The 22,472-nt window shown below is 44.7% G+C and carries 20 protein-coding genes; 6 read left to right on the plus strand and 14 right to left on the minus strand.

Annotated features, from left to right (window positions below; all coding sequences use genetic code 11):
• Positions 1-16 precede the first annotated feature (16 nt).
• From AAE02nite_RS09530 to AAE02nite_RS09575, 11 genes are all read right to left on the minus strand, one after another.
• Entirely contained in the window at positions 17-946 is a 930-nt protein-coding gene (locus tag AAE02nite_RS09530) for a DMT family transporter (RefSeq protein WP_146897496.1), read from the minus strand.
• A 210-nt stretch (positions 947-1,156) separates the two neighbouring features.
• Positions 1,157-3,049: a tetratricopeptide repeat protein gene (locus tag AAE02nite_RS09535; protein WP_246150913.1), complete on the minus strand. Its 1,893-nt coding sequence runs from the start codon at positions 3,047-3,049 to the stop codon at positions 1,157-1,159.
• Between the two features lie 218 nt (positions 3,050-3,267).
• Positions 3,268-5,379: a peptidylprolyl isomerase gene (locus AAE02nite_RS09540; protein ID WP_146897497.1), complete on the minus strand. Its 2,112-nt coding sequence runs from the start codon at positions 5,377-5,379 to the stop codon at positions 3,268-3,270.
• A 178-nt stretch (positions 5,380-5,557) separates the two neighbouring features.
• Positions 5,558-6,844 (minus strand): hemolysin family protein, encoded by a 1,287-nt coding sequence (locus tag AAE02nite_RS09545; protein ID WP_146897498.1) that lies wholly within the window; start codon positions 6,842-6,844, stop codon positions 5,558-5,560.
• A gap of 84 nt (positions 6,845-6,928) precedes the next feature.
• Positions 6,929-7,066: a hypothetical protein gene (locus tag AAE02nite_RS26265; protein ID WP_170252564.1), complete on the minus strand. Its 138-nt coding sequence runs from the start codon at positions 7,064-7,066 to the stop codon at positions 6,929-6,931.
• Between the two features lie 26 nt (positions 7,067-7,092).
• Positions 7,093-7,629, minus strand: a complete 537-nt coding sequence (gene lptC / locus AAE02nite_RS09550) for an LPS export ABC transporter periplasmic protein LptC (RefSeq protein ID WP_146897499.1) — start codon at positions 7,627-7,629, stop codon at positions 7,093-7,095.
• A 63-nt stretch (positions 7,630-7,692) separates the two neighbouring features.
• Entirely contained in the window at positions 7,693-9,000 is a 1,308-nt protein-coding gene (bamG, locus tag AAE02nite_RS09555) for a BamG family beta-barrel-assembly machinery protein (protein WP_146897500.1), read from the minus strand.
• Positions 8,993-9,712 carry a type III pantothenate kinase gene (locus tag AAE02nite_RS09560; RefSeq protein ID WP_146897501.1) on the minus strand — a complete coding sequence of 240 codons (720 nt, stop codon included), beginning with the start codon at positions 9,710-9,712 and terminating at the stop codon, positions 8,993-8,995. Before AAE02nite_RS09560 ends, bamG begins: the two co-directional genes overlap by 8 nt.
• A 29-nt stretch (positions 9,713-9,741) precedes the next feature.
• Positions 9,742-11,508, minus strand: a complete 1,767-nt coding sequence (locus AAE02nite_RS09565; RefSeq protein WP_146897502.1) for a pseudouridine synthase — start codon at positions 11,506-11,508, stop codon at positions 9,742-9,744.
• Between the two features lie 47 nt (positions 11,509-11,555).
• Complete coding sequence (scpB, locus tag AAE02nite_RS09570) at positions 11,556-12,119, minus strand: SMC-Scp complex subunit ScpB (protein WP_146897503.1); 564 nt, start codon at positions 12,117-12,119, stop codon at positions 11,556-11,558.
• Positions 12,120-12,125: 6 nt separating this feature from the next.
• On the minus strand, positions 12,126-12,509 hold the full coding sequence (locus AAE02nite_RS09575) for a TraR/DksA family transcriptional regulator (protein ID WP_146897504.1): 384 nt from the start codon (positions 12,507-12,509) through the stop codon (positions 12,126-12,128).
• A gap of 306 nt (positions 12,510-12,815) precedes the next feature.
• Between AAE02nite_RS09575 and AAE02nite_RS09580 the strand changes: the two genes are divergently transcribed.
• From AAE02nite_RS09580 to AAE02nite_RS09590, 3 genes are all read left to right on the plus strand, one after another.
• Positions 12,816-13,733 carry a hypothetical protein gene (locus tag AAE02nite_RS09580; RefSeq protein WP_146897505.1) on the plus strand — a complete coding sequence of 306 codons (918 nt, stop codon included), beginning with the start codon at positions 12,816-12,818 and terminating at the stop codon, positions 13,731-13,733.
• A gap of 452 nt (positions 13,734-14,185) precedes the next feature.
• Positions 14,186-14,806: a TM2 domain-containing protein gene (locus AAE02nite_RS26535; protein WP_218033460.1), complete on the plus strand. Its 621-nt coding sequence runs from the start codon at positions 14,186-14,188 to the stop codon at positions 14,804-14,806.
• 5 nt (positions 14,807-14,811) lie between these two features.
• The gene (locus AAE02nite_RS09590) at positions 14,812-15,141 is read left to right on the plus strand and encodes a DUF2752 domain-containing protein (protein WP_146897506.1); all 330 of its coding nucleotides are present in this window, start codon (positions 14,812-14,814) and stop codon (positions 15,139-15,141) included.
• Positions 15,142-15,262: 121 nt separating this feature from the next.
• Here AAE02nite_RS09590 and ribH read toward each other — a convergent pair whose 3' ends face one another.
• From ribH to pdhA, 3 genes are all read right to left on the minus strand, one after another.
• Complete coding sequence (gene ribH, locus AAE02nite_RS09595) at positions 15,263-15,751, minus strand: 6,7-dimethyl-8-ribityllumazine synthase (RefSeq protein WP_146897507.1); 489 nt, start codon at positions 15,749-15,751, stop codon at positions 15,263-15,265.
• Between the two features lie 164 nt (positions 15,752-15,915).
• Positions 15,916-16,623 carry a tetratricopeptide repeat protein gene (locus AAE02nite_RS09600; RefSeq protein WP_146897508.1) on the minus strand — a complete coding sequence of 236 codons (708 nt, stop codon included), beginning with the start codon at positions 16,621-16,623 and terminating at the stop codon, positions 15,916-15,918.
• A 131-nt stretch (positions 16,624-16,754) separates the two neighbouring features.
• Positions 16,755-17,786: a pyruvate dehydrogenase (acetyl-transferring) E1 component subunit alpha gene (gene pdhA / locus AAE02nite_RS09605; RefSeq protein ID WP_146897509.1), complete on the minus strand. Its 1,032-nt coding sequence runs from the start codon at positions 17,784-17,786 to the stop codon at positions 16,755-16,757.
• A gap of 64 nt (positions 17,787-17,850) precedes the next feature.
• Here pdhA and recF point away from each other — a divergent pair, with 64 nt between their 5' ends.
• The 3 genes from recF (at position 17,851) to AAE02nite_RS09620 (ending at position 22,431) form a co-directional block, all read left to right on the plus strand.
• Positions 17,851-18,957, plus strand: a complete 1,107-nt coding sequence (recF, locus tag AAE02nite_RS09610) for a DNA replication/repair protein RecF (RefSeq protein ID WP_146897510.1) — start codon at positions 17,851-17,853, stop codon at positions 18,955-18,957.
• An 83-nt stretch (positions 18,958-19,040) separates the two neighbouring features.
• Positions 19,041-19,385, plus strand: a complete 345-nt coding sequence (locus tag AAE02nite_RS09615) for a DciA family protein (RefSeq protein WP_246150915.1) — start codon at positions 19,041-19,043, stop codon at positions 19,383-19,385.
• Between the two features lie 100 nt (positions 19,386-19,485).
• The gene (locus AAE02nite_RS09620; RefSeq protein WP_170252565.1) at positions 19,486-22,431 is read left to right on the plus strand and encodes a T9SS type A sorting domain-containing protein; all 2,946 of its coding nucleotides are present in this window, start codon (positions 19,486-19,488) and stop codon (positions 22,429-22,431) included.
• The last annotated feature ends 41 nt before the right edge of the window (positions 22,432-22,472 follow it).

A 22,472-nucleotide genomic window follows, 5' to 3' on the forward strand; every position in this document is an offset into this window, starting at 1 on the left:
CGCAACTATTCTTTGCTTAATTTTTCCGGAGGGTAATCAGAATAATACCGGCCAGCACAATTAAGGTACCTACCATCTGAATAAACGAAACCTGCTCGCCCAGGAAAATATAGGCGAGAATAATGGTAGAAATGGGGCCAATACTGGCAATAATAGAAGCATTGCCCGCGCCTACCATCCGGATACCTTCGGAGAGTAAGTATGCCGGGGCAACGGTGGCAATCATGGCCATTAGAAAACTGTAGCCATACACCGGCATAGGCAGTTGCAGCAAATGATGCTGCCCCGCTATTAAATAATGCGCAAATACGCCCAGGGCAGCCAAGGTCATGGCGTAAGAGGTAAAACGCACAGCGCCAAATTTCGGAATTAATTGGCCGCTGCCCATCAGGTAAGTAGCATAGGTAACCGCACTAATAAATATTAACAGCCCGCCTTTAATCATATTGGCCTGGCTTTCGGTGTGCACATCGCCTACCAACACCAGCAAGACGCCGGCGTACGTCAGACCCAAGGCAATAAACTGGTTCCGGCTGATGGGCTTACCCAGGAAAATGGCCGAGAGTACCACTACCAACGTGGGATAAATAAATAAAATAAGCCGCTCTAAACCCGCGGTAATGTATTGCAGTCCTAAAAAATCGAACAAACTGGAGAGGTAATAACCCACAAAACCCATTAACACCAACCAGAAATAATCTTTAGCATTTATCTCTGTGTGTTGTTCGCCTTTGTTGGCTTTAGATAAATAGCCCACGATTAAAAATACCGGCACCGAAAAAGCCATACGCAGGGTAAGCAACGAAACCGAATCGACGTGGTAACGGTAGGCCAGCTTTACCATAATAGCCTTAGAAGAAAAACAAACCGCCGATAAAAAAACCAACAAGGCCCCGCCCACTTGCCGCATATTTAAGCCGGAGTGGGTACTGATTTTTTGTAACATGCGTATTTTATGCGTAGCGTTAGGTCGGGTATCGTAAAGCAACCCGGTAAATTTAGGGCAGCAAATAACAAAGGAAGAAGCGGATTTACTAACCTACCCTCCGGAATAATTAGGCAGCGAATATTTGTTCTGAAAATCAGAAGAGATTGGGAGTAATATTCTAGCCAAACTAATAGCTCAAACTAATAACTAATTCCTAATTACTAAAACCTAGTTTACCACATCGCCACGAAGCTTCCGGAAGCGCTTGCGGGCATCGACGGTGAAGATACTGCCGGGATATTTAACCAATAAAGAATTATAAAGTTCCTGCGCTTTGGCTTTATCGTTCAGGTTCTCTTCGTAAATCTTTGCCATCAAAAACAAAGCATCATCGCTCAGAATATCGTACTGCGGATTGCCGACTATCTGGCTTAAATTAGTTATGGCGTGCTGAAAATCGCCGGCTTTGAGGTAAATATTAGCCTTTAAAAAATAAATCTCATCGGTAAGACTGTGGCCCGGATATTTACGCAGCATTTGGTCTAGCTTGGCCTGGGCATCTTCTTGTTTATTCTGAAATATTAGCAATTCAATAGCGGCATATTCGGCGAGGGCTGTGGTTGAGGAGTCGAGGCCGGTGTTATCGGTTATAAGCAAGCTTAAATCCATGGCATCGTTGGCAATTTCGCGGCTGGTGGCCAGCTTTAAAATATCCAGGTGCTCCTGGGCTAGTTCAAAATCACCTTTATAATAGTTTAATTTGGCATTCCGCAACTTCGCCTCGTGGCCCAACTGCATTTCTTTATGCGTTCTCTCTACCTGCGAATAAAGCAAGGTTGCTTCCCAAGGCTCACTTTTAAGCAAATAAATATCGCCCAACGTTATTTTGGCATCTGCTACAATGTCCGGATTAGCGCGGGGTGTATTAATTACTTCTTGCAGCATGGTTGTAGCTTTCTCTTTGTCGTCGAGGTAAAAAGCATACAGTTCGGCCATATTTTTCATTATTTCAACCGTCCGGGGTCCCTTTCCTAACTCGGTCAGGAGGCGTTCGTACTCGCCAACCAGTACCTGAATTTTAGTTAGATCTACCGGGTACGTATTACGCACCTGCTCTTCGCGGGCTTTAATGGCGCGCTCGCGGGCAATCTCGTAAAAAGGGCCGGTCTTATATTCTTTTGTGATATAGTCGTAGGCCTCTATGGCGCTTTCGTAATCTTTGTTTTTCAAGCTGATGGCCCCTAGTTCCATTACCCGGCCGCCGCCGCCTTTAGTGCGCTTGTCTAACGAGCGCGCCTGCATCAGGGCACTAAAGAAATCTTTCCGCTGAATATATAACCAGATGAGCATTTCGCTGTAAGCCACCTGGTCGGGATATTTCTGTAAGTTAGAAATAAGCGCTTTTTCCAGCGCATCAAATTCCTTTTCCTCTTTCAGGCTGTTTTGCAGCATATTTTGGGCCAGCAGCAATTGATTGGGGTTTACCTTTACCAAATTCAGTATTTCGTTAATCAGCTTCTCCGACTGCTTTTGGTAAGAATATAACTGCATCAACTGACCGGTAAATTCCGACTCATTCTTCGATAGCTTACGGCCTTGCAGATATGTTTTCTCGGCGTATTCCAACAAATTATTCTGCTCAAAGGCATTGGCCATGGCCAGTAAAGCATTGTTGTTGACGCCATCTATTAACTTATTAAAATATTTGGCGGCATTGTCTTCATTCCCGGCGGCCTGGTACACCAGCCCCAAATCTACCTGGTAATTTGCCTGCTCGGGGCTTTTTTTGATAGCTTTCTTTACGAGCTTTTCCGCGTCTTTGTATTTCCGGAGGGCCAAAGTTGTTTTCAGGTACTCGGGGTAAATCGTAGCAAAAGCCTGGTCGTTGCGGCTTAGCTTCTCAAACATACTTTCGGCTTTTTCATACTCCTGCTTCCGGAAATATTCTTTAGCCAGCGCAATATCATCGGCCTGGGCCAAAGCAACCTGGCCCATCAGGAACAGGATAGTGCCCAAAATTAGTATTCGGAGGGATAGGATAAAATTCATAACGTGGGATAGCATCAGATACCGGAACACAAACCAGAAAAATGTATGTTCAATATAACGGATTTTGCTCATTTTTAGTCACATCCAAACCGCCACTAACTGATTTTTATTTTTAGGTTTCAGGTTAAAGATTTTTTATTCAACTACCAGGAGATTAGGACCAATAACTTATCATTGTTTTCCTGATGCTCTGATGAAGGTTATTATTGTTTAAGGATCAAAACGCTTAAAAGCAAAAGAGCCGCCCAATTACCGGACAGCTCTTTCTTAAATATTACTTAACTAAATTATTAGAAGAACTTAATCCGCTCGTCTTTAATATCGGCTTTCTCCCGGATAAGCTGGTAGGTATTACCTTCGGCCCGACCGGAACGGTTCGTTTCAATATTTTTCTTAACCCCTGACATATCGCCGGAGAAGTTAACTTTTTCCATGTTTACCAACTCGGCCACTACTACTCCGTTCTGGCCTTCGAAAGGCTTAGAGCGGGCACCTTCTTTTAAGCCGAATATTTTACCGGTAGCAACCGGGTCAAAACCTAAACCTTCAATGGTGGCAGCAGCAAACGTTACATCATTGGCCGAACGAACTACAGCTTCAGAACCGTATTTAGTTGCCATCTGCTCTAGGGGGCCTTGCAGCTTGCTTAGTTTTTCTATAATCTGGTTGGCTTTTTGTTCGTTGCGCACGGCCGCCGTCAATTCTTCGCGAATGTCTGCTACTTTGGCATAGCCCTTTTCAGTTTCAGAAACCAAAGCGGCTACAACAAACTGGTCGCCGATTTCGAAAACAGGAGAAACTTCGCCGATGTTGGTTTTATCGTTAAAAGCCCAGCGTACCAGTTCACGGGCATTGGTTAAATTATTTACCGAACGGTCGGCAACCCGGATATTTTTAGCTTCGGTCCTGGCTAAAGTTTTATCCTGAATAGCGCGCTGGCGCAGATCTTCCAGGCTTTTAACAGTACTTGCCAACTCATCCGCTTTCCGGAAAGCGGCATCGCGGGTAGCATCGCTCGAAGAAATAGAATGAATAACGGTTGCAATCTGGTAGTTACGGGAAGTTTTAGGGGAAGTAACTTTCACCACGTGATAACCAAAGTCGGTTTCTACGAGGTTAGGCAATAAGCCGGCTGAAGTAGCACCAAAAACAGCTTTTTCAAAAGGAGGCACCATGGCACCTTCGGAGAAGAAACCTAAATCGCCACCCGAAGCGGCGGTACCATCCTGGCCATTCTGAGCGGCCATCTGAGCGAAATCGGCGCCGCCTTTAATTTTATTTAAAATATCCTGGGCTTTGGCTTTAGCGGCGGCTTTGGCTTCCGGGGTGTCGTTTTCTGGTTTAATCAGAATATGGCTGGCACGGGCCGAGGCTGCACCACCATCTTTTATTCCGGTTACTTTATGTATTATATAGGTGCCACCTTCGTTGTAAGGACCGTAAATTTTACCTTGTTCCAGGGTTTGGCCTTTTAACTGTTCGGGCAATGAACCGGCATTTACCCAGCTGCCATTATACGGGGCATCAGAGTTAGCTTTCACAAACAACGAATCGTTTTCGGTAGCGGCAAATTGTTCTACTATCGAATTAATATCCTGCTGCACGGCCGCACTGTCTTCGCCGGATGGCTGTACCGGAATAGTAATGTACTCGATGCTGCGGCTTTCTTCTACTTTATATTTTTCTTTATTTTCATCGAGGTAAGCCTGCAGTTGGCTATCGGTTACCTTAACCGCCGAATCAGGAATACTGAAGTAAGGCACAAATAAATATTTAACATCGGCTTTATTTGTTTGCTCTGCCTGGTAGCGTTTGGCCTCAGCCGTAGTAACGTAGTTCGACAGCTTAATCAGGTTGTTGTATTTGATTAACTGACGCTCCGGGCTTAAGTTATTTTCGAAGTTATACCAGGCAGCCTGCTGCTCTACCGGCGCCTTCGGCAAATCATCGCGAAGGTATTTTACTACCAGCGAACGATCGAACTGACCGGTTTGCTGGTTTACAAATGTTTGCTTAATAACCGGGTGAATATTATTACCTTGTACCATATCGACGAGTTCTTCGTCGGATACGGTAATACCTAAACGGTCAAATTCTTTTTGGTAAGCGGTTTTTAAAATTAGCTGTCCCCAGGTTTGCTCGCGCAACGAAGCCATTTCTTCTTCGCCGGGCTGGCGACCGGTTTGAGCGGCATAGTTTTGCTTTACGCTCTGCATAGCTTCCTCAAACTCCTGAATGGTAATTTTTTCGCCGGCAATTTCACCAACTACGTTATCATTGCCACCCAGTAAACGGGAGTTTGGACCCAGCAAATCGCCCAGCACCATAAAACTAAGCAAAGCGATTGCAATGATGCCGACTGCTAATCCGGATTTTTTTCTAATGTTATTAATTAAAGCCATTTGTATGTGTAAATAAAGAAATGCAAAATAAGGAGAATATCGCTTAAATTCAAAATTCAACCAGATGGAAATAGTTCTGTTATAAATATTTGAAGCGTATATTCACTTGGGTAGTTCCTGAGTGAGAAATTAAATCTTGTTTTAATTTATTATTTAGGTTTTAATCCCTGAAACCAGGTTACTCTTCCTCCTCCGGTTTGGCCTGTTGCTCCAGTTGTACTGTATTTATCCGGTTCTCGTCCATGGTTAAAACGGTAATGGTAAACGGCGGCACCTGAATTACAGTTCCTTCGGCCGGAATATCGCCGAGCATCTCCAGAATAAACCCTCCCAAAGTCTCATAATCGCCGTAAGGTAAATTTAGTTCATATTTATCGTTCAGATAATCAATCTCTTGCCGGGCACTAAATAAATAAATTCCGGGTTGCAGTTCCTGTTCCAGCAACGATTCCTCGTCAAATTCATCGTGAATTTCGCCAATAATTTCTTCCAGTAAATCTTCGGTAGTAACCAGGCCCGATGTGCCGCCAAATTCATCTACTACCAGGGCTATACTCCGGTGCTCAGCCACAAATTTCACAAATAATTCACTCGCCAGCATCGTTTCGGGTACAGCAATCATAGAAGTTGTAATGGAGGCAATATCGCCTGGTTTCTGAAACATGGCCAACTGGTGGCAATAACCTACCACATTATCGATGGTATCCTGGTAAACCAATATTTTGGAATGGCCGGTTTGCGTAAAAGCCTGCCGTAATGCATTAATGGGTTCCGCTATTTCGATAGCTTCTATTTCGGTGCGGGGCACCATGCATTCTCTTACTTTTACGGTTCTAAACTCCAGGGCATTATGAAATATGCGGACATCTACTTCGGGTACTTTGGTGGCTTCCTGCTGGTAAAGTCTTTTCCGGATATATTGCTCCACATCGGTTAAGCCAAAAACGGGTTTTTCTTCCGAGAACTCCATTTTCAGGATTTTAACCATTACCAGCCGGATAGCGCCTACCACCAAAAAAACTACCGGGTACAAAATGTAATAGCTGATGAGCAGGGGCACGGCCAGCACATTCAGCATGGTATTGGCCCGAATCATGAAAAGGCTGCGGGGAATAAATTCGGCTACAATTAAAGCCAGCATAGCCGCAATAATGGTTTGAATAAAAATAATGGCCACATGGTACTGCAAAAAGGACGGCAGGTACGTACTTAAAACCGGGTGCAGTATCCGGGCCATGCCAATGCAGAAGAGCACCAAAGCAAAAACATTACCAATCAGGAGGGTAGCCGTGAGCCGGGCTTTGCGCGTAGAAAAGTGCGTAATAATGCGGCCGGTAAGCGTATTTTGCTTTTCCTGCAGTTCGAGTTGCAACTTACTGGCGGCCATATAGGCCATTTCCATCCCCGAGAAAAAAGCCGAAAATAAAAGAGCGCCCAGTATAAGCGGTAATTGCGGGTGAATCATGGAACAATATAAGCGTGCGCGAAACAGCAGCCAATTAGTTTACTGCTTTTAATTTACGCATTTAAAGAGTAAAGTGTAATGCTTTTATTTTTCCCGGTTCCGGTAACGGTACAACATCAGGCAGGCCAGCACTATCATAAATATCCAGTAATTGGCGGCAATGCTGTTTTCGACAATAACCCGGTGAATACCAATTACCATGAAAGCCACTGCGACTGACATTAAAATTACGTTACTCAACTTCATCTTTATTGTTGTAATGTAAAAACCCCGGTCGGCTTGGTTATTTTCCAGTTCGTGAAATCCTGGTTGGCCGTCATGCCATATCCTTTCAGGATATCTTCTTTGGTTTGAATGGTTACAAATTTTTCGGTGAAAATTTTACGGGTTTGCCGGTCCCATTGTAATTCTTCGGTGCGCAGGGTTTCTTCTTTATTGGGGTTGTGTACAACTACATTACCCCGGATAATATACATGTCTTTTTGCCGGATGTACTTGCCGTAATTGGCCCGCACAGTATTATTGACGCCCCCCTTTTCATCGAGGAAAACCAAATTGATGCCTTTGGGATAAACCCCATCGCCCGATTCGTATTGCAATTGCAGCGGCGAGGTTAATTTAATTCTTAGTTTAGCCGAATCGCTGTATAACGTTAAAAGATCGTGGGTTTCGGCCATAGGACCTTTATAAACAACTTTCTTTTTAATATCCTCATCGGCGGGCTGACAAAAAGATAAACCGCTCAGGAATAGCAACGCCCAGCCATACAGCGCAAAACGTTTCATCCTGCTACTATTAAGAATTGAGTTAAAATTACGCCGTCCGAATTGCTGTGCATTGCATCAGGTTTAATCAATTTTAGGTTTGATAAACCAGGAACTGTTTAGAGCTAAGCCTACATTAAACCGTACATAATTTTCCCGGACCAGGTTATTATCGGTGGTGCCGTTTTTACCAAATGCCAAGCCAATATTAAGGGCGGCCTGGTTGTATTCGGGGGGACGGGGGGTAGAACCAATCGGGAAAGAAAAACCGGCGTGCAGCGCGGCATTGCTTACCTGCGCGCCTTGTAAATTAACGGGCGTTTTGGCATAGCTTAGCCCGGCCCGGTAACTTACCCGCTTTAAATAACTATCAAAAGATGCGGCATCAGGGGTATATTCGCCACCCACGGCTACCCGGTAACTATCAGCAAAACCGCCCTGGCCAGTTTCATTAGAATATTCCGACCATTTGCGCGCTGAATATTCGACCCCGGCTACCCACGACTTATTATTATCGAAACTTAAACCCAATTGCATGTAACCCGGCAGTGCTGTTTTGCTGCTGATGGTATCGCCCACCGGATTGGTATCGCCGATAACGGTACCGTTCACATCGCGCCGCTCCTGCACCGTATGGCTCTCTACGTTTAAATCGTGCTGCAACACATAAGAGCCGCCCAGGTTCAGGTTTACTTTTTTGTTTAACGATTGCCGGTAAGCCAGGCCGCCCTTAAACATTAGCCCGTTGTAGTTAGACTGAATATTATTAATTAATCTTTCGGGTTGTTGGGTAGCTTCGGTATCCAGAATAATGGAATAAGAGCTGCGGTCGATTACCCCAAATAAATAAGAGCCGGATACACCTAAGCTCAGCCCTTTATAAATTTTAAATCCGTTGGAGAAAAACACCTCCGAAATATTTCCTTCACCGGAATAGCCCGTCTGCACCGGCGTATTGTTCGGGTCGTTCTGAACGGTACCCTGGGAATAGGAGCCATAGCTAACCGCACTGTAGGGGCGCAAACCAACCGCCGACCGCCAGCCTTTGGTAATAGGCAAAGCCAACGCCAAATAGCCCAGACCGGCTGTACCTACCGTCTGCGATTTTTGCGCATTGGCAATATTGGTGAGGCGGCCATCTACGGCCATTTCGAAAGTAACCCGGCTGTTGTAAATTAAAAGCGCCGGGTTTAAAAAACTGACGCTAAAACTGTTGGGCGTACTTACTCCCAGGTTACCCATGCCGAAATTGCGGATGTTTCCGGAATTATCATTTACTTCACCCACACTCATTACCTGTGAATAAGGCAAATTACCGGCATTTTGCGCTAAGCCCAACTGCGTGCAAATCAGCACCAGTACCCCGCCCAGCAAAGAAGAAACTTTATACATTATAATTTAATATTCTATTAAGACCAATGAGCACCAGCTCCGGAACTGCAAAGATGTGTGCTTTTAAGCTAGTTTCAAAAAATGCAGCATCTCCCCCGCACAGAACTACTACTAATTTTTCAGATTTTTCGGTATAAGCCGCTATTATACCGTTTAACTCTGCAACCGTACCGTTTAATACGCCGCTTTGCATGGCTTCGGCAGTAGTACGGCCGGCCAAAGGCACTGGTAACGTGGTCATTTCAACTAACGGCAGCTTTTGGGTAAAAGTATGCATCGCCTTGAATTTCATCTGTAAGCCCGGCGAAATGCTGCCGCCCCGGAAATTCTTTTCCGCATCTACATAGTCGCAGGTAATACAGGTACCGGCATCAATCACCAGGCAATCGAAATCCGGAAATAAATAATTAGCGCCTACGGCGGCGGCCAGCCGGTCCATGCCCAAGGTTTGCGGCGTTAAATAATGGTTTTGCAGGGGCACCGGCGTGGTGTAATCTAAGGTAATAAACGTACCAGCAGCGCTTACCTTTTTTATTAAGCCAGCGCCGCCGGTACGCACCGAAGACAAAATAATATTATCGACAGCGTTTATTTCGGGTTCCTGCAGCAGTTCTTCGGGTGTGCTTACCTGGCCGGTACGCGCCAGGGCTGGTCCGTTAAAAAAAGCGTACTTTACCGCACTATTGCCCATGTCAATGGCCAGATTCCGCATTTTCGTCAGGCAACTACCCGCTAATTATTTTATAAAAAATATTTCAGCCGGATAACTTCTTTTTCCGTCAGGAAACGCCACTTGCCCCGGGGCACATCTTTTTTGGTTAAGCCTGCGTATTGCACCCGGTCCAGCGAAACTACTTCGTAGCCCAAATGTTCAAAAATGCGGCGCACAATCCGGTTCTTACCAATATGAATCTGGATACCCAAGAAATTATTCTTATCGCCAATAAGCGCTAAATCATCTACTTCGGCTTTTCCGTCTTCCAGTTCCAGGCCATTGGTTATCATTTCAAAATGTTCACGGGTAATAGGCTTATCCAGCTCTACCTGGTATATTTTCGAAATATTATTTGAGGGATGCGTTAACTTTTGGGCCAGCTCGCCATCGTTCGTAAACAACAGTAAACCGGTAGTATTCCGGTCCAGGCGGCCAACCGGGAATATGCGTTCTTTGGAAGCAGTAGCTACTAAATCCATTACGGTTTTGCGACCTTCGGGATCTTCGGTAGTAGTTATAAAATCTTTGGGTTTATTCAGCACCACGTAAACCATTTTTTCGCGATTCAGGCGCTTCTTACCGTAAGTAACCGTGTCTTCGGGTTTAACTAGGTAGCCCATTTCGGTTATGGGCTGGCCATTTACTTTTATTTCACCGGCAGCAATCAGGTTGTCGGCTTCGCGACGCGAACAAACCCCGGCATTGGCGATGTAACGGTTAAGCCTAACTAAACCATCATCTTCTGTTTTATCGGAGCGGCGTTCGCGGGACTGGTAACGCTTTAAATCGTAATTAGGCGCTTCTTTTATTTCTTCGGAGCGGGCACCAAAAGGCTTTTTATATTCTTTACCGGCATTTCGATCGTTCTCAGTACGGTTGCGGCTAAAAGGGCGCTCGGTACCGGAAGCAGCTGGCCGGAAACTGTTGCCCCGCGGCCGCTCTGCAGAACGGTGTTCATCCCGGTTTTCGTTACGGTTAAAGCCTCCAAAACGGTTACGGCTCTCCGGGCGCTCGCCGTCGTAATTAGCCGCGCGTTTAGGTCTTTCTGAATTCGAATTTTCGTCGTTGCTTCTGAATTTATTAAACCGGGGTTTATCTTCGTTGTTGTAGTCCGGACGGCGGTCGCCGTATGATTTGGCACCAGCTGGTTTCGCGCCGTATGGCTTGGCCGGATAAGCGGGCCGGCTACCCGTTGCCGGGCGGCGTTCTCCACGGGCAGCATAACCTTCCTCGTTATTCCGTTTATCGCCGTAGCGGGGGCGCTCCGGACGATCATTATTGTTTCTTGGGTATCTTTCCGATCTTTCCGGTCGGTCGCCACGCTCGGGGCGCTCTGGCCTTTCTGAACGGTCGGTTCTGTCAGTACGCTCGCGGTTAAAGCTGCCCCGCTCGCCCTGCCGCTCGTTGCCCTCACCAGAGCGGCTGGCACCTTTAAAAGAAGGCCCTTTGGTAAACTTAGGTCCTGATTTAAAAGAAGCACGCTTGTCGTCGAAAGAACGCGGGCGGTCGCCGCCGCTACGGTTACCCGTTTCATCGGTCGACCGGGTAAAACGTTCGCTGCGGTTGTATACTTTTTTGCCTTCGCTATTAAATTTGGCCATCCGGTCTTCGCGGAATGGACGGGTGCCTTCGCCCCGGGCGGGCCGGCTTTCGTTATTATCGCCAGCATTTTGGTTAGGGCCGGAACGACGCGGAGTATAATTATTAGAGTTGCCGGCAGCCGAAGCGCGGCCTTTGAATTTATTTCCGGAGGCAAACTTGCCCGAACCCGGTTTTTCTTTATTAAATGCCATGTCTTAATTATTAAGATGCAGTATCGCTACTGGATCGGGATGAAATGCTAGTTTTCAGAAATTTCGCCAATGGCGTTTTCTTCTGATACGAAATCTTTTAATTGGGGAAGGTCTTTCAGGTGATTTATGCCAAAGTAGTCCATGAACTTTTGGGTGGTGCCATAAATAATAGGCCGGCCGATGGTTTCGGCCTTACCTTTTATCTGGATGAGCTCTTTTTCCAGGAGCTTCTGGATAGCATAATCGCAGCTAACGCCCCGAATTTGCTCAATACCGGACTTGGAAATAGGTTGCTTATAGGCAATAATTGCCAGGGTCTCCAGCGAAGAAGTAGAAAGTTTTCGCTTAGACTTCTGCTTCAGAAACAGCCCGACCGCATCCTGGAAGTCGGGCTTGGTCAGGAACTGGTAACCACCGCCAATAGCGTAAATCTGGAAAGCAAAGTCGTCGGCAGCTAAACGCTCATTTATTTCTTCTATGCTTTCCAGCACATCGCTGATAGTTATCTCGCACTGCATCACCTCCGATAAACATTTCTGTAAATCTTCGATGGCTACCGGTGCCTGGGCACAAAAAATAAGTGCCTGTATATTACTTTTTAAAATATCCAACTGCTATTAATCGCGGCGTTGTAATTTAGCTTCTATCGAATGCTGGGTATGCGGTACGGCCCGTAAGCGTTCTTTCGGGATAAGTTTACCGGTAGCAATGCACACGCCGTAGCTGCCATTCCGGATCCGGATAAGGGCATTCTCTAATTGCTGAATAAATTTTAACTGACGGGAAGCTAACTGGTTCAGGCTTTCCTTTTCCGCCGTATCGGCCCCATCTTCCAAAACTTTAGCAGAAGAAGCTGTATTATCGGTTCCGGTATCGTTCCGGCGGCTCAAAGTCTCTTTGATAAAAGCTACTTCTTTCTTCGCGTTATTAAGCTTTTCCTGAATAATTTCCTGAAATTCCATCAGCTCTTCGCGGGAATAACGCATTGGTTCTTGACTCATGGCAGTAATGTTTGTATATAAATTATAATTTTTTAAGTTTTTAAATCAGGTAACACCAAGCTAACCATTTTAGTTTAAAAAGATTCATTATAGCGATACGCGGGGTCTCACCTACAACACTTCTAATAAAAATGGGTTTGGCTAAATTATGCGCAAAATTAATACAATTTTTACAATATTAACACCCCACGCTGCTTTATTCTTTCGTTAAATTCTGGCCTAATATCTGCTAAGGTAGTTTTTATAAAATTATCAACTTACCGTTCTTTTTAGGTTCTTTGTACTACTTTATAAAATATTAGTTAAATGAGAAACACTTTTTACTTATGCCAGCTTGGCCTTCTCTTACTGGTGGCGGTGGCTTCGGGTTGTTCTACGTCCCGCACCATTACTGCCTCCGGCAAAGTAACCCCCCAGGGAAAATTTAAATTAGGCTACAATTCTGCTTTTAATGTGGCTACAGCTCCTTTGGCCGAAATAGATGATGTAACCCGTGCCGCCGTTAACGCCGTTAAAAACCGCGACTCGTTATATTTAGAAGATGTACAACCTTTAACCGAGGGTTTGTTGGCTTACTCTTTAGACCCCGTAGGCACCAGTTCTGAATTTTATATCCGGTATGGCCTGGCTCCCAGGGTAGATATGGGTTATAAATATGCCTCCGGGGCCCACGTGCTGGATGCCATGTACCAGTTTTTAGGTTCTACCGGTACGCCGGCTAATCCCGGCCCGGAGGGGCTTTACGGCAGCATTGGATTACAGTACTCGGGACAGAATGCCAGTTTGCCCTCTAAACTTGGCTTGCGTACCTTGAGTTCTATTTTAAATTATGAATTATCGCGCAAAGACATTCTGATTCCGTTGGTTTTCAGCTATTCTTTAGGTCCCGAAGAAGAAGTAGGTAATATTTCGTGGGGCCTGGTTTACAGCCATAGCTTTATTAAATACGGGTTTGCCCCCGGCAAATTATTCCGGAAGTATGCCGGTAACATGGTAGAGAAAGTAAATCCTTTCACAAACAAAGAAAACTATGCCTCATACGGGGCTTTCCTCAACGCCAAACTAGGCTACAAATATGCGTATGTAGTACCCGCCATTAGCATCTACTACCAGAACTACGGCAACTATGAAATTTTTGGCCTTCAGAGCCGCAATTACAAAGGCGTAACGATTGTTCCTTCACTGGGCTTACAGTTTAATTTAGGCTACGACAAGAGAAGGTAAGCCAGGCCCAAACCACTACCTTTTTTTATAGCCGGCAGATTAAAGCTTAACAACCTTTAGCCTGCCAGCTATATTTTTTTGTTTGGGTGCTAATGTAGTTTGGTAAAATAAGCTATTCCTTCCGGTTTCAACTATGCATTTTAGTCATTCAACCGGTTGCTTCGGGCTTTCAAATACATTTTAGTGCATTACACTACATCATTCTGCATTTTTGCATTGTTCCTGGCTGGTAATAACCAGAGTTGGTTCCTTAACATTGGAGCAACCGAATTATAATAATTTTTAGCCAGAGACAAAATAAATTAGGTTTGAAACAACAATAATGTTGCTTTTTAAATATTAATTAAATTTATTTAAGCTATATTTTGATATACTATATTCTAAACACTTAATAAAATTCATCTAATAAATTAAACACTAACTATTTACATTATCTAAAAACTAAAAACCCTATGAAAACAAAAATTTCTACCCTATTTGTGGCTGTTACATTGTTACTGTCGTCGTGCGCGAAAGAATCTTTCTATTTCACAAATACCGGTACCAGCTACGGTTCTAAAAAAGTAAAATCAGAAACGCCGGCTGCCGTAGCAGACGAGCAGGTTGCCGCAACTGACTTAGTTACTGCTACCGAAACAGAAGTAACCGCTCCCGAAAACCTAACTGCCAGTACCGAAAAAACAGCTGCTATCAATACCAAAGATTTTACCAAAGCAAAACCATTATACCAGGCTAAAGTTACCGCACCGGTAAAAGCCGAAAAAGTTTCTAAAGTAGCACAAGCCAAAGCTGCTATTAAAGTAAACAAGCAAGTAAAAGCTATTGTTAAAGAAGCCAAGAAAAACGATATTGCGGGTACTGCGGCCGAAGGTAAAAGCCAAATGATTGCGGCTATTCTGGCCTTTGTGGTAGGTGTATTAGGAGTTCACCGCTTTTACTTAGGTTATACCGGTATTGGTATTGCCCAGCTTTTAACGTTAGGTGGTTGCGGTATTTGGTCGTTAATTGACTTAGTAAGAATTATTATTGGTGATTTGAAACCAAAAGGCGGTGATTACGCCGAGAAATTTTAAGTAAATTGAAAAAAGGTAATTATTTACTTGGAGTAAAAATTAGCGGCTACTTACTGGTGCCGCTAATTTTACTTTGCTTACCCGCCGACTTTTTTGATAAAGGACAGTCGCTGTGTTTAAGCAAGTTGCTGGCCGGGGTCGAATGCTATGGCTGTGGCATGACCCGGGCCATTATGCACCTGATTCATCTGGATTTTAAAGGCGCTTATGAATTTAACAAACTGGCGTTTGTTTCTTTTCCGGTACTAAGCTTTTTGTGGCTGCAAGGTTTCCGGAAAGATTTTAATCAATTCAGGGCATATAAAAGCACCAAAAACCAAGTCGCTGCCGGCTAAATAATTACCTGCATACTTATAAAGAATAAGCCCTAACCAATAATCTGGTTAGGGCTTGTTCTTTTATAACCCAGGCTTTAGAGCAGCCCCGACTTCTCTTTTTTCTTTTAAATTTCTACGCTTAATCAATAAACTGCACACCCAGCATCTGAATGGCGGCGGCGGCGGCTTCTACGCCTTTATTGCCGTGCTTACCGCCGGCTCGGTCCCAGGCTTGCTGCTCGTCGTTGGTGGTTACCAGGCCAAAAATAACGGGTTTGTTAAACTTCAGACCTACTTTAGTAATACCGTGGGCTACGGCGTGGCAAATATAATCATCGTGCTTGGTTTCGCCTTTTATAACTACCCCTAAACATATAACGGCATCAATATCGTTGCTTTGGGCCAAAAATTGCGCGCCTAAGGTAAGCTCAAAAGAACCGGGTACTGTTATGCGTTGAATATTTTCGGGTTTAGCGCCGTGTTTCAGCAGGGTTTCGTAAGCGCCCTGGCAAAGCACATCGGTTATGGCTTTGTTCCATTCGGCTACTACCAGGCCAAATCGTTTTCCAACAATTTCTATCAGGTTATCAGAGTTATATTCACTAAGATTTTTTAATGCTGTAGCCATATGCTTTATTTCTATTTCCGGGGCGACTTACTCCAGAAAGTTTTTAAATATTTAAAAGGTTTTGCGCCTAAAATAAACAACAAACTTCTATAAATAAAACAGCGGCATCTTTATCATCGGGCTGATGACAAAGATGCCGCTGATTTTATGTAATCTTTTATCTATTACTTACCAGCCAGCAGTTCGGCGCGAGCCTTGTACTTCTTCGCATCGGTCACTTCGGCTGCATTCGGGTAACTGTTAATAATTTTATCGTAAGCTTCTACAGCCCCATTATAGTTATTGCTTTCTTCGTAAGCCATACCGGCTTTGAGTAAATATTGCGGGGAGAAAAATTCGTTGGCTTTGTAGTTAGCTGCTTTCATATATAATTCAGCGGCTTCCTGCTTCTTGCCTAACTCCATTTGGGCATCGCCCTGTAAAGAAAGCGCCCGCCCCTGCAAAATCAGGTCATCCGATTTATAATCTTCTAAATAATTAAGAGCTTCCTGGTATTTACCTTGTTTTAAGTAAGCTACCCCGGCATAAAATTTAGCCAGATTACCCGCTTTGGTACTGCCGTATTCGTCGGCAATGGCTACAAAGCCTTCGTGCTGGCCATCACCTTTTAAAGCAACGTTTAAAGAATCGGCTTCGAAATAATGTACCGCCTGAAACATGGCCGCCTGGGCTTCTTCATTCTGGCTACTACGGAAGTTGTAGAACAAAAGTCCGCCTACAACCGCCGCTGCAATAACGGCAAATAAACCAAGCAACACATTTCGGTTTTTCTTCACGAAGTCTTCCGACCCGTGCGTTAAGCGATCGGCTAATACATCCGGATTTTCCAGAATTTCTAAATCGCTTTCTTTTTTAAGGGTATTCTTTGCCATTTTATTATTAATTGTTAATCGTTATTCGTAAATGGTTGCTCGTGGTGGTAACAGAAATAATTTGTAATTTATTCAAAAAATATTTAAATATTTATAATCGAATAACGAATAACCAACAACGAACAACAATATTAGTCCTGTATGTAAGGGTAATCCTGCTGCGCGTAGATGTCTTTGTACAACTCGTCAGGGGTTGGGTAAGGCGATTTCTCCGCAAATTCAACCGATTCGAGCACCTGTTCTTTAATGCGGGCGTCAATTTGTTCTAAATCCTGTTCAGTAGCAAAGTTGTTGTCCAGAATGGTCTGGCGCACTACTTCAACGGGGTCCTGGTTGCGGTAAGTCTCCAACTCATCTTTGGTCCGGTATTTAGCCGGGTCCGACATAGAGTGGCCTTTGTAGCGGTAAGTTCTGAATTCCAGCAAGGTTGGGCCTTCGCCGGCACGGGCGCGTTCAGCGGCTCTAGCTACGGCTTCGTGCACATCTTCGCAACGCATGGCGTTAACCGGCTCCGATGGCATTTCGTAAGCACTGCCCAATTTATATAATTCGGTTACGTTAGAAGTCCGTTTTACCGAAGTTCCCATGGCGTAACCATTATTTTCAATTACAAATATTACTGGCAGTTTCCACAACATAGCCATGTTTAAAGCCTCGTGGAAAGCACCTTGCCGCACGGCGCCATCGCCCATGTAGCAGATACACAAATTGCCGGTTTTGTTATACTTCTCGGCAAAAGCAATACCGGCTCCCAGCGGCACCTGTGCGCCCACAATACCGTGGCCACCCACAAAGTTTACTTCTTTGTCGAAAATGTGCATAGAACCGCCTTTGCCTTTAGAGCAGCCAGTCGCTTTGGCAAATAATTCGGCCATAACGGCGTTTGGCGAAGTACCTAATCCCAGCGGATGCGCGTGATCGCGGTAAGCGGTAATCCATTTATCATCTTTATTAAGCGCGGTAATAGCGCCGGCGGCACAAGCCTCCTGGCCAATATATAAGTGGCAAAAGCCTTTTATTTTTTGTTGTCCGTATAACTGCCCGGCTTTCTCCTCGAACTTACGCATCAACTGCATCATCTCGTACCAACGCAGGTAAGTTTCCTTGGAGAATTTAAGGTCCGAATTTACCTTTGTTTCGGGCATTTGTTTCGTAATTGCCATAACTTATGTTCCCAATTCTGTTTAGAGTGCGAAATTAATTAAAAAATATCTATCAAAGAAATTAATGATCCTCGAAAATATAAGTTTACTTTATTTTAAAAACTATGAAGAAGCGGATCTTACTTTCTCTCCTCATATAAATTGCTTTATCGGCGACAACGGCAGCGGCAAAACCAACCTGCTCGATGCTATCTATTATTTATCGATAAGCAAGAGCGCTTTCACCGCCTCCGACCTGCAGAATATTAAACAGGGCGAAGATTATTTCATGATCCGGGGTAAATTTGATACCTTACAAGCCCACAAAGATGTCATTCAGTGCACTTTCCGGACGGGTCAGAAAAAAATAATCACCCACAACAAAACACCTTACGAAAAAGTAAGCGAGCATATTGGCCGCTACCCGGTGGTGCTTATATCTCCCTATGATACGGATTTGATCCGCGAAGGAAGCGAAGAGCGCCGGAAATATTTCGACAGTTTGCTCTCGCAACTCAATCACGAGTACCTCGAAACGCTCATCCGTTATAACTATTTATTAAAGCAGCGCAACTCTTTATTAAAGCAGTTTGCCGACCGTAATTATTTCGACCGCGATTATTTGCAGATTTTAGATGAGCAGTTGGTACCGGCCGGTGAGCAGATTTCAACTATTCGGGAGGCCTTTTTGGCGGAGTTTGTACCAGTATTTCAGAAACACTACGAGCATCTCTCCGACAGCCACGAATACGTAAGCCTGCAATATAAAAGCCATTTACCCGGCGCCAACTTCTCCTTATTACTAGCCGAAGCCCAGCGCAAAGATTTGTTGTTGCAACGCACTACGGTTGGTACGCACAAAGATGATTTTGTTTTTTTAATTGATGGCTGGCCCATAAAAAACTATGGTTCGCAGGGGCAGCAGAAATCTTACGTAATTGCTTTAAAGCTCGCCCACTTCGAGATTGTAGCCCGCTACAAAGGCCAGAAACCCCTGCTCCTGCTCGACGATATTTTTGACCGGCTAGATGAAAAACGCATTACTAAACTGATGCAACTGGTAGCCAACCAAACGTTTGGGCAACTGTTTATCACCGATTCGCATTTGGAACGTACCAATGCAATTTTGGCCGGATTATCCGAAAATATTGTGCGTTATGGAGTGGCAAATGGCACGGTTGCCCCTTTCTAATGCGAGTAAGATTAACCCGACGATTGTAATTAATATTGCCTAAATTTAGCTTTGAAATACAGCGCTTACTAAATATTAAACTTGTGGCTTATTACAAAAGACCCAACAAAAATAATTACCTGGATAAAAACATTCATGCCCGTAAGGCAGACATCCAACCTTTAAAAGATACTATTCAGGAGCTACTCAAAGCTTACCGTATTCAGGGTAAGGTTACCCAGGCACAAATTATTGGCAGTTGGGAAAAAATAATGGGCAAAGGCATTTCGCTTAAAACAAAAGAGTTGTATTTTCAGGATCGCAAGCTTTTTGTTGCCTTAACCTCCGCCTCTTTAAAACACGAGTTAATTATGTCTAAGACGCGGGTTATTCAATTAATAAACGAAGAAATCGGACAGGATTTCATTCAGGAAATTGTATTCTTATAATATCTTAAATCAATTTTTAAACAAGTTGGTATTTTGCAATTTATTACCGAACTAATTAGTTGCAGAATTCATTCAAAGGCACTTAACTTTGAGTATGCCTTTGAAAAATTACATTTACCCAATCTCTCTGATTTTTCTTTTTTGTTTTGATTTAAGGGCGCAATCGGGCAGTTGGCTGCCAGTTGGGGCCGACTTAAGTTATCCCCGCACGCTTTTAAAAGCCAGTCAAGTTGCTTCTGTTCGGAATTCTTTAAGCAATGGCATAAATTTTTCGCTATACAGTGGGTTGTACAACAGCATCAACGGCTCCATTCCCGGAGATAATACAGCTAATGATGGGCGCCGGGCCCGGGCCACTTTTGCTAAAAATACTGCTTTCGTAGTTTTAATCGACCGCAAGCCGGCCGGTTCTACCCTCACCATTTTAGCGCCGGAAGAAAGAGCTAACTTCATTAACAATTTAAAAGCGGCGCTTGAAAACATAAATACTAACGTAGAGGCTTTTCCTTCTTACACCAACTGGCAGTGGCGCTCTAAAGAGCTTATTGATTACATGATAGCCTATGATCTATTGCGGGGTGTTGGTGAAGACGAAACTTCCATGGTGACCAGCAAGGCCAAATTGCAGCAATTTGCCGGGAACTTATACACCCAATCCGTTGCCAATATATTCGGATATAACTTTTACAACAGCGTTAAAAACAACCACGCCCTCATGACGGCCGCAGCTTTAGGTTTATCGGCGGTGGTATTAAACGATGCTACCAGCACAACTGCTGCCCAACAGCCTGTCAACTGGATTAATAACGGCCTGTATAACATTGATAACGTGTTATGGCGCGATGCCAAACGGCAGTCCGATTCAACGGCAGTAGCGGGCTATGCCGAAGGTCCTTATTATTTTAAATACGCTTTTTTAAACGTGCTACCTTTTGTGCGGGCTATGGGTAATTTTTTGCCCGATGGCAGAAACCGCTATACCTATAATGGGGCCAGCCGTAGCATCCGAAACCCTTATTATGACCACAAGTTTGATTTGCTTTATGAATGGATGTCGGCGATACTGATGCCCGACGGCCGCTACCCGGCCCTGGAAGATTCGTATGTAGACATGGGAATGCCGGAATTGGCCTTAACCGGTAAAAGCCGCTATGTACAACCGCTCGCTCTGAAAAACTTAGCCCCCAATCAGCTAAACAGCCTAACCGCACAACTCCGCGATTTAACGGTAGATATGCGGGCCGCCTACCTGGCAGCCAATATTACTCCGGCCGAAGCGGCTAACAGCACCTTAACGGTATTACCTAAAAGCGGCAACCTGGTCTTCCGGTCGGGCAACGACTCACTAGCGAATTACCTGCACCTGTACGGCAAAAATGGCTTGGCTCAATCGGTAACGGGCGGCCACAACCACGGCGATGCCAGCAGTTTTATTTTACACGCCAAAGGTCAATTGTTGGCTTTAGATGCCGGCTATCTCAGTTCCAGCTACCGCGACTCGGTAGGCAAAGCCACCAACCACAACTTAATATTAGTAGATGGCGCCGGACCGGCTATTGGTACCGACGGCACTACCAACGACGCGGAAGCTTTTATTCAGAACACCTTTAACACCCGGCAACTGGCTTACGGCGAAGTTCGTACTGCTTATTTAGGTACCAATATTACCCGCAAAACCCTGCAGGTCCGCAAAAATTATTACTTACTGGCTGATTTTGTAAATGCCCCGGCCGCGCATAACTACACCTGGCAACTACATGGCTACGGCCTGGAAAACGGCACTGCCGCCACCGGCACCTTTACCGATAATTTAGCTACCCAACAGGAAGGAATCTGGCAGAAAAACGGGGTAAATTTAAAAGCCCACGTTACGGCTACCGGCTCCGCTGACGCTTATACCAAAGGCACTAATATACACGAAGTAACCTATAACAAATCGGAAAAACATACTACCTTACTTGTGCAAAAGAACGGCGTTACCCAAACGCAGTTTTTAGCACTTCTACACCCCTATACTACTAACGCTGCAACGGTAACCACCACCAGCACAAATAATACCGCCGGCCTCGCCGCTACCAATGCCGCTTACCAGGATATTGCCTGGGCGCAGGCCGATACCAGTTACACCACTTACAGCAACAATAATTTGCCGGAAGTTGGCTCCGATGCCCGGCTCACCTTTTATTCGCAGGATAACACCGGCAGTTTTGCACAGGCCTTTGTAGAGCAAGGCACTACTTTACAGTATGGCGCCAGCCAGGTGCTGCAATCAACCCAAAGAGCCAATATTAACTGGCAGCAAACCGATTTAACCCATTACGAAGGCTACGTAAGCCGCAATACCAGCTTAACCCTGGCTCTTCCGGCCCCGCCTACCACAGTAGTGGGTGCTAATATCTCCGACTATAATTATAACATCACCGCCGGCACTTTAGCTATCGAGTTTTCCGGCCCTTCTAATTTTGGAGTAATTACCCAGAATAATGCCTTACCGGTAAGATTAATTAATTTTAAAGCCGCGCGCCAGGAACACATCATACAACTCAACTGGCAAACGGCAGTAGAAAATCAGAATGCGGGCTTTACAGTGCGCCGGAAATCCGAAGGCGAAAAAGAATTCCGGCCGATTGGGTTTGTAGCCGGCAAAGGCAATTCCCAAACCTTAAGCTTTTACCGTTTCGAAGATAAAACGGCTCCTTCCGCGGCTATTAATTATTATCAGTTAATACAAACCGATTGGGACGGCAAAACCCATACCTCGCCGGTTATAGCGGTGCAAGGCCGAAATTACTTAAGTCCCGAACTGACGGTGTTTCCGGTACCGGCAGCGGAATATTTGCAGGTAAACCTCCGAGGTGTTGCAGCGGCTGATAATTTACATTTACAGCTTTATACTTTAAACGGCGAAGTAGTTTTACACCAGAAATTTTCGAACGAAACCAGCTTAAATGTAAGTAAGCTTAAACCCGGTTTGTATTACCTGCGGGTTCTGGATGTAAATGGTCAGGTTATTACCGCTGGAAAAAAGATAATCATCAACCATTAATTTTACCGGGTTAAAAGATTAGGATTATTATCTTTCGGTGT

The organism is Adhaeribacter aerolatus (genome assembly GCF_007991635.1).
Lineage (GTDB): Bacteria > Bacteroidota > Bacteroidia > Cytophagales > Hymenobacteraceae > Adhaeribacter > Adhaeribacter aerolatus.

What these genes read in the sequence shown, in the direction of transcription:
- AAE02nite_RS09530 (WP_146897496.1), bottom strand. Translation starts at nt 946, where the DNA reads ATGTTACAAAAAATCAGTACCCACTCCGGCTTAAATATGCGGCAAGTG.
- AAE02nite_RS09535 (WP_246150913.1), bottom strand. Translation starts at nt 3,049, where the DNA reads ATGAGCAAAATCCGTTATATTGAACATACATTTTTCTGGTTTGTGTTC.
- AAE02nite_RS09540 (WP_146897497.1), bottom strand. Translation starts at nt 5,379, where the DNA reads ATGGCTTTAATTAATAACATTAGAAAAAAATCCGGATTAGCAGTCGGC.
- AAE02nite_RS09545 (WP_146897498.1), bottom strand. Translation starts at nt 6,844, where the DNA reads ATGATTCACCCGCAATTACCGCTTATACTGGGCGCTCTTTTATTTTCG.
- AAE02nite_RS26265 (WP_170252564.1), bottom strand. Translation starts at nt 7,066, where the DNA reads ATGTCAGTCGCAGTGGCTTTCATGGTAATTGGTATTCACCGGGTTATT.
- lptC (WP_146897499.1), bottom strand. Translation starts at nt 7,629, where the DNA reads ATGAAACGTTTTGCGCTGTATGGCTGGGCGTTGCTATTCCTGAGCGGT.
- bamG (WP_146897500.1), bottom strand. Translation starts at nt 9,000, where the DNA reads ATGTATAAAGTTTCTTCTTTGCTGGGCGGGGTACTGGTGCTGATTTGC.
- AAE02nite_RS09560 (WP_146897501.1), bottom strand. Translation starts at nt 9,712, where the DNA reads ATGCGGAATCTGGCCATTGACATGGGCAATAGTGCGGTAAAGTACGCT.
- AAE02nite_RS09565 (WP_146897502.1), bottom strand. Translation starts at nt 11,508, where the DNA reads ATGGCATTTAATAAAGAAAAACCGGGTTCGGGCAAGTTTGCCTCCGGA.
- AAE02nite_RS09575 (WP_146897504.1), bottom strand. Translation starts at nt 12,509, where the DNA reads ATGAGTCAAGAACCAATGCGTTATTCCCGCGAAGAGCTGATGGAATTT.
- AAE02nite_RS09580 (WP_146897505.1), top strand. Translation starts at nt 12,816, where the DNA reads ATGAGAAACACTTTTTACTTATGCCAGCTTGGCCTTCTCTTACTGGTG.
- AAE02nite_RS26535 (WP_218033460.1), top strand. Translation starts at nt 14,186, where the DNA reads ATGAAAACAAAAATTTCTACCCTATTTGTGGCTGTTACATTGTTACTG.
- ribH (WP_146897507.1), bottom strand. Translation starts at nt 15,751, where the DNA reads ATGGCTACAGCATTAAAAAATCTTAGTGAATATAACTCTGATAACCTG.
- AAE02nite_RS09600 (WP_146897508.1), bottom strand. Translation starts at nt 16,623, where the DNA reads ATGGCAAAGAATACCCTTAAAAAAGAAAGCGATTTAGAAATTCTGGAA.
- pdhA (WP_146897509.1), bottom strand. Translation starts at nt 17,786, where the DNA reads ATGGCAATTACGAAACAAATGCCCGAAACAAAGGTAAATTCGGACCTT.
- recF (WP_146897510.1), top strand. Translation starts at nt 17,851, where the DNA reads ATGATCCTCGAAAATATAAGTTTACTTTATTTTAAAAACTATGAAGAA.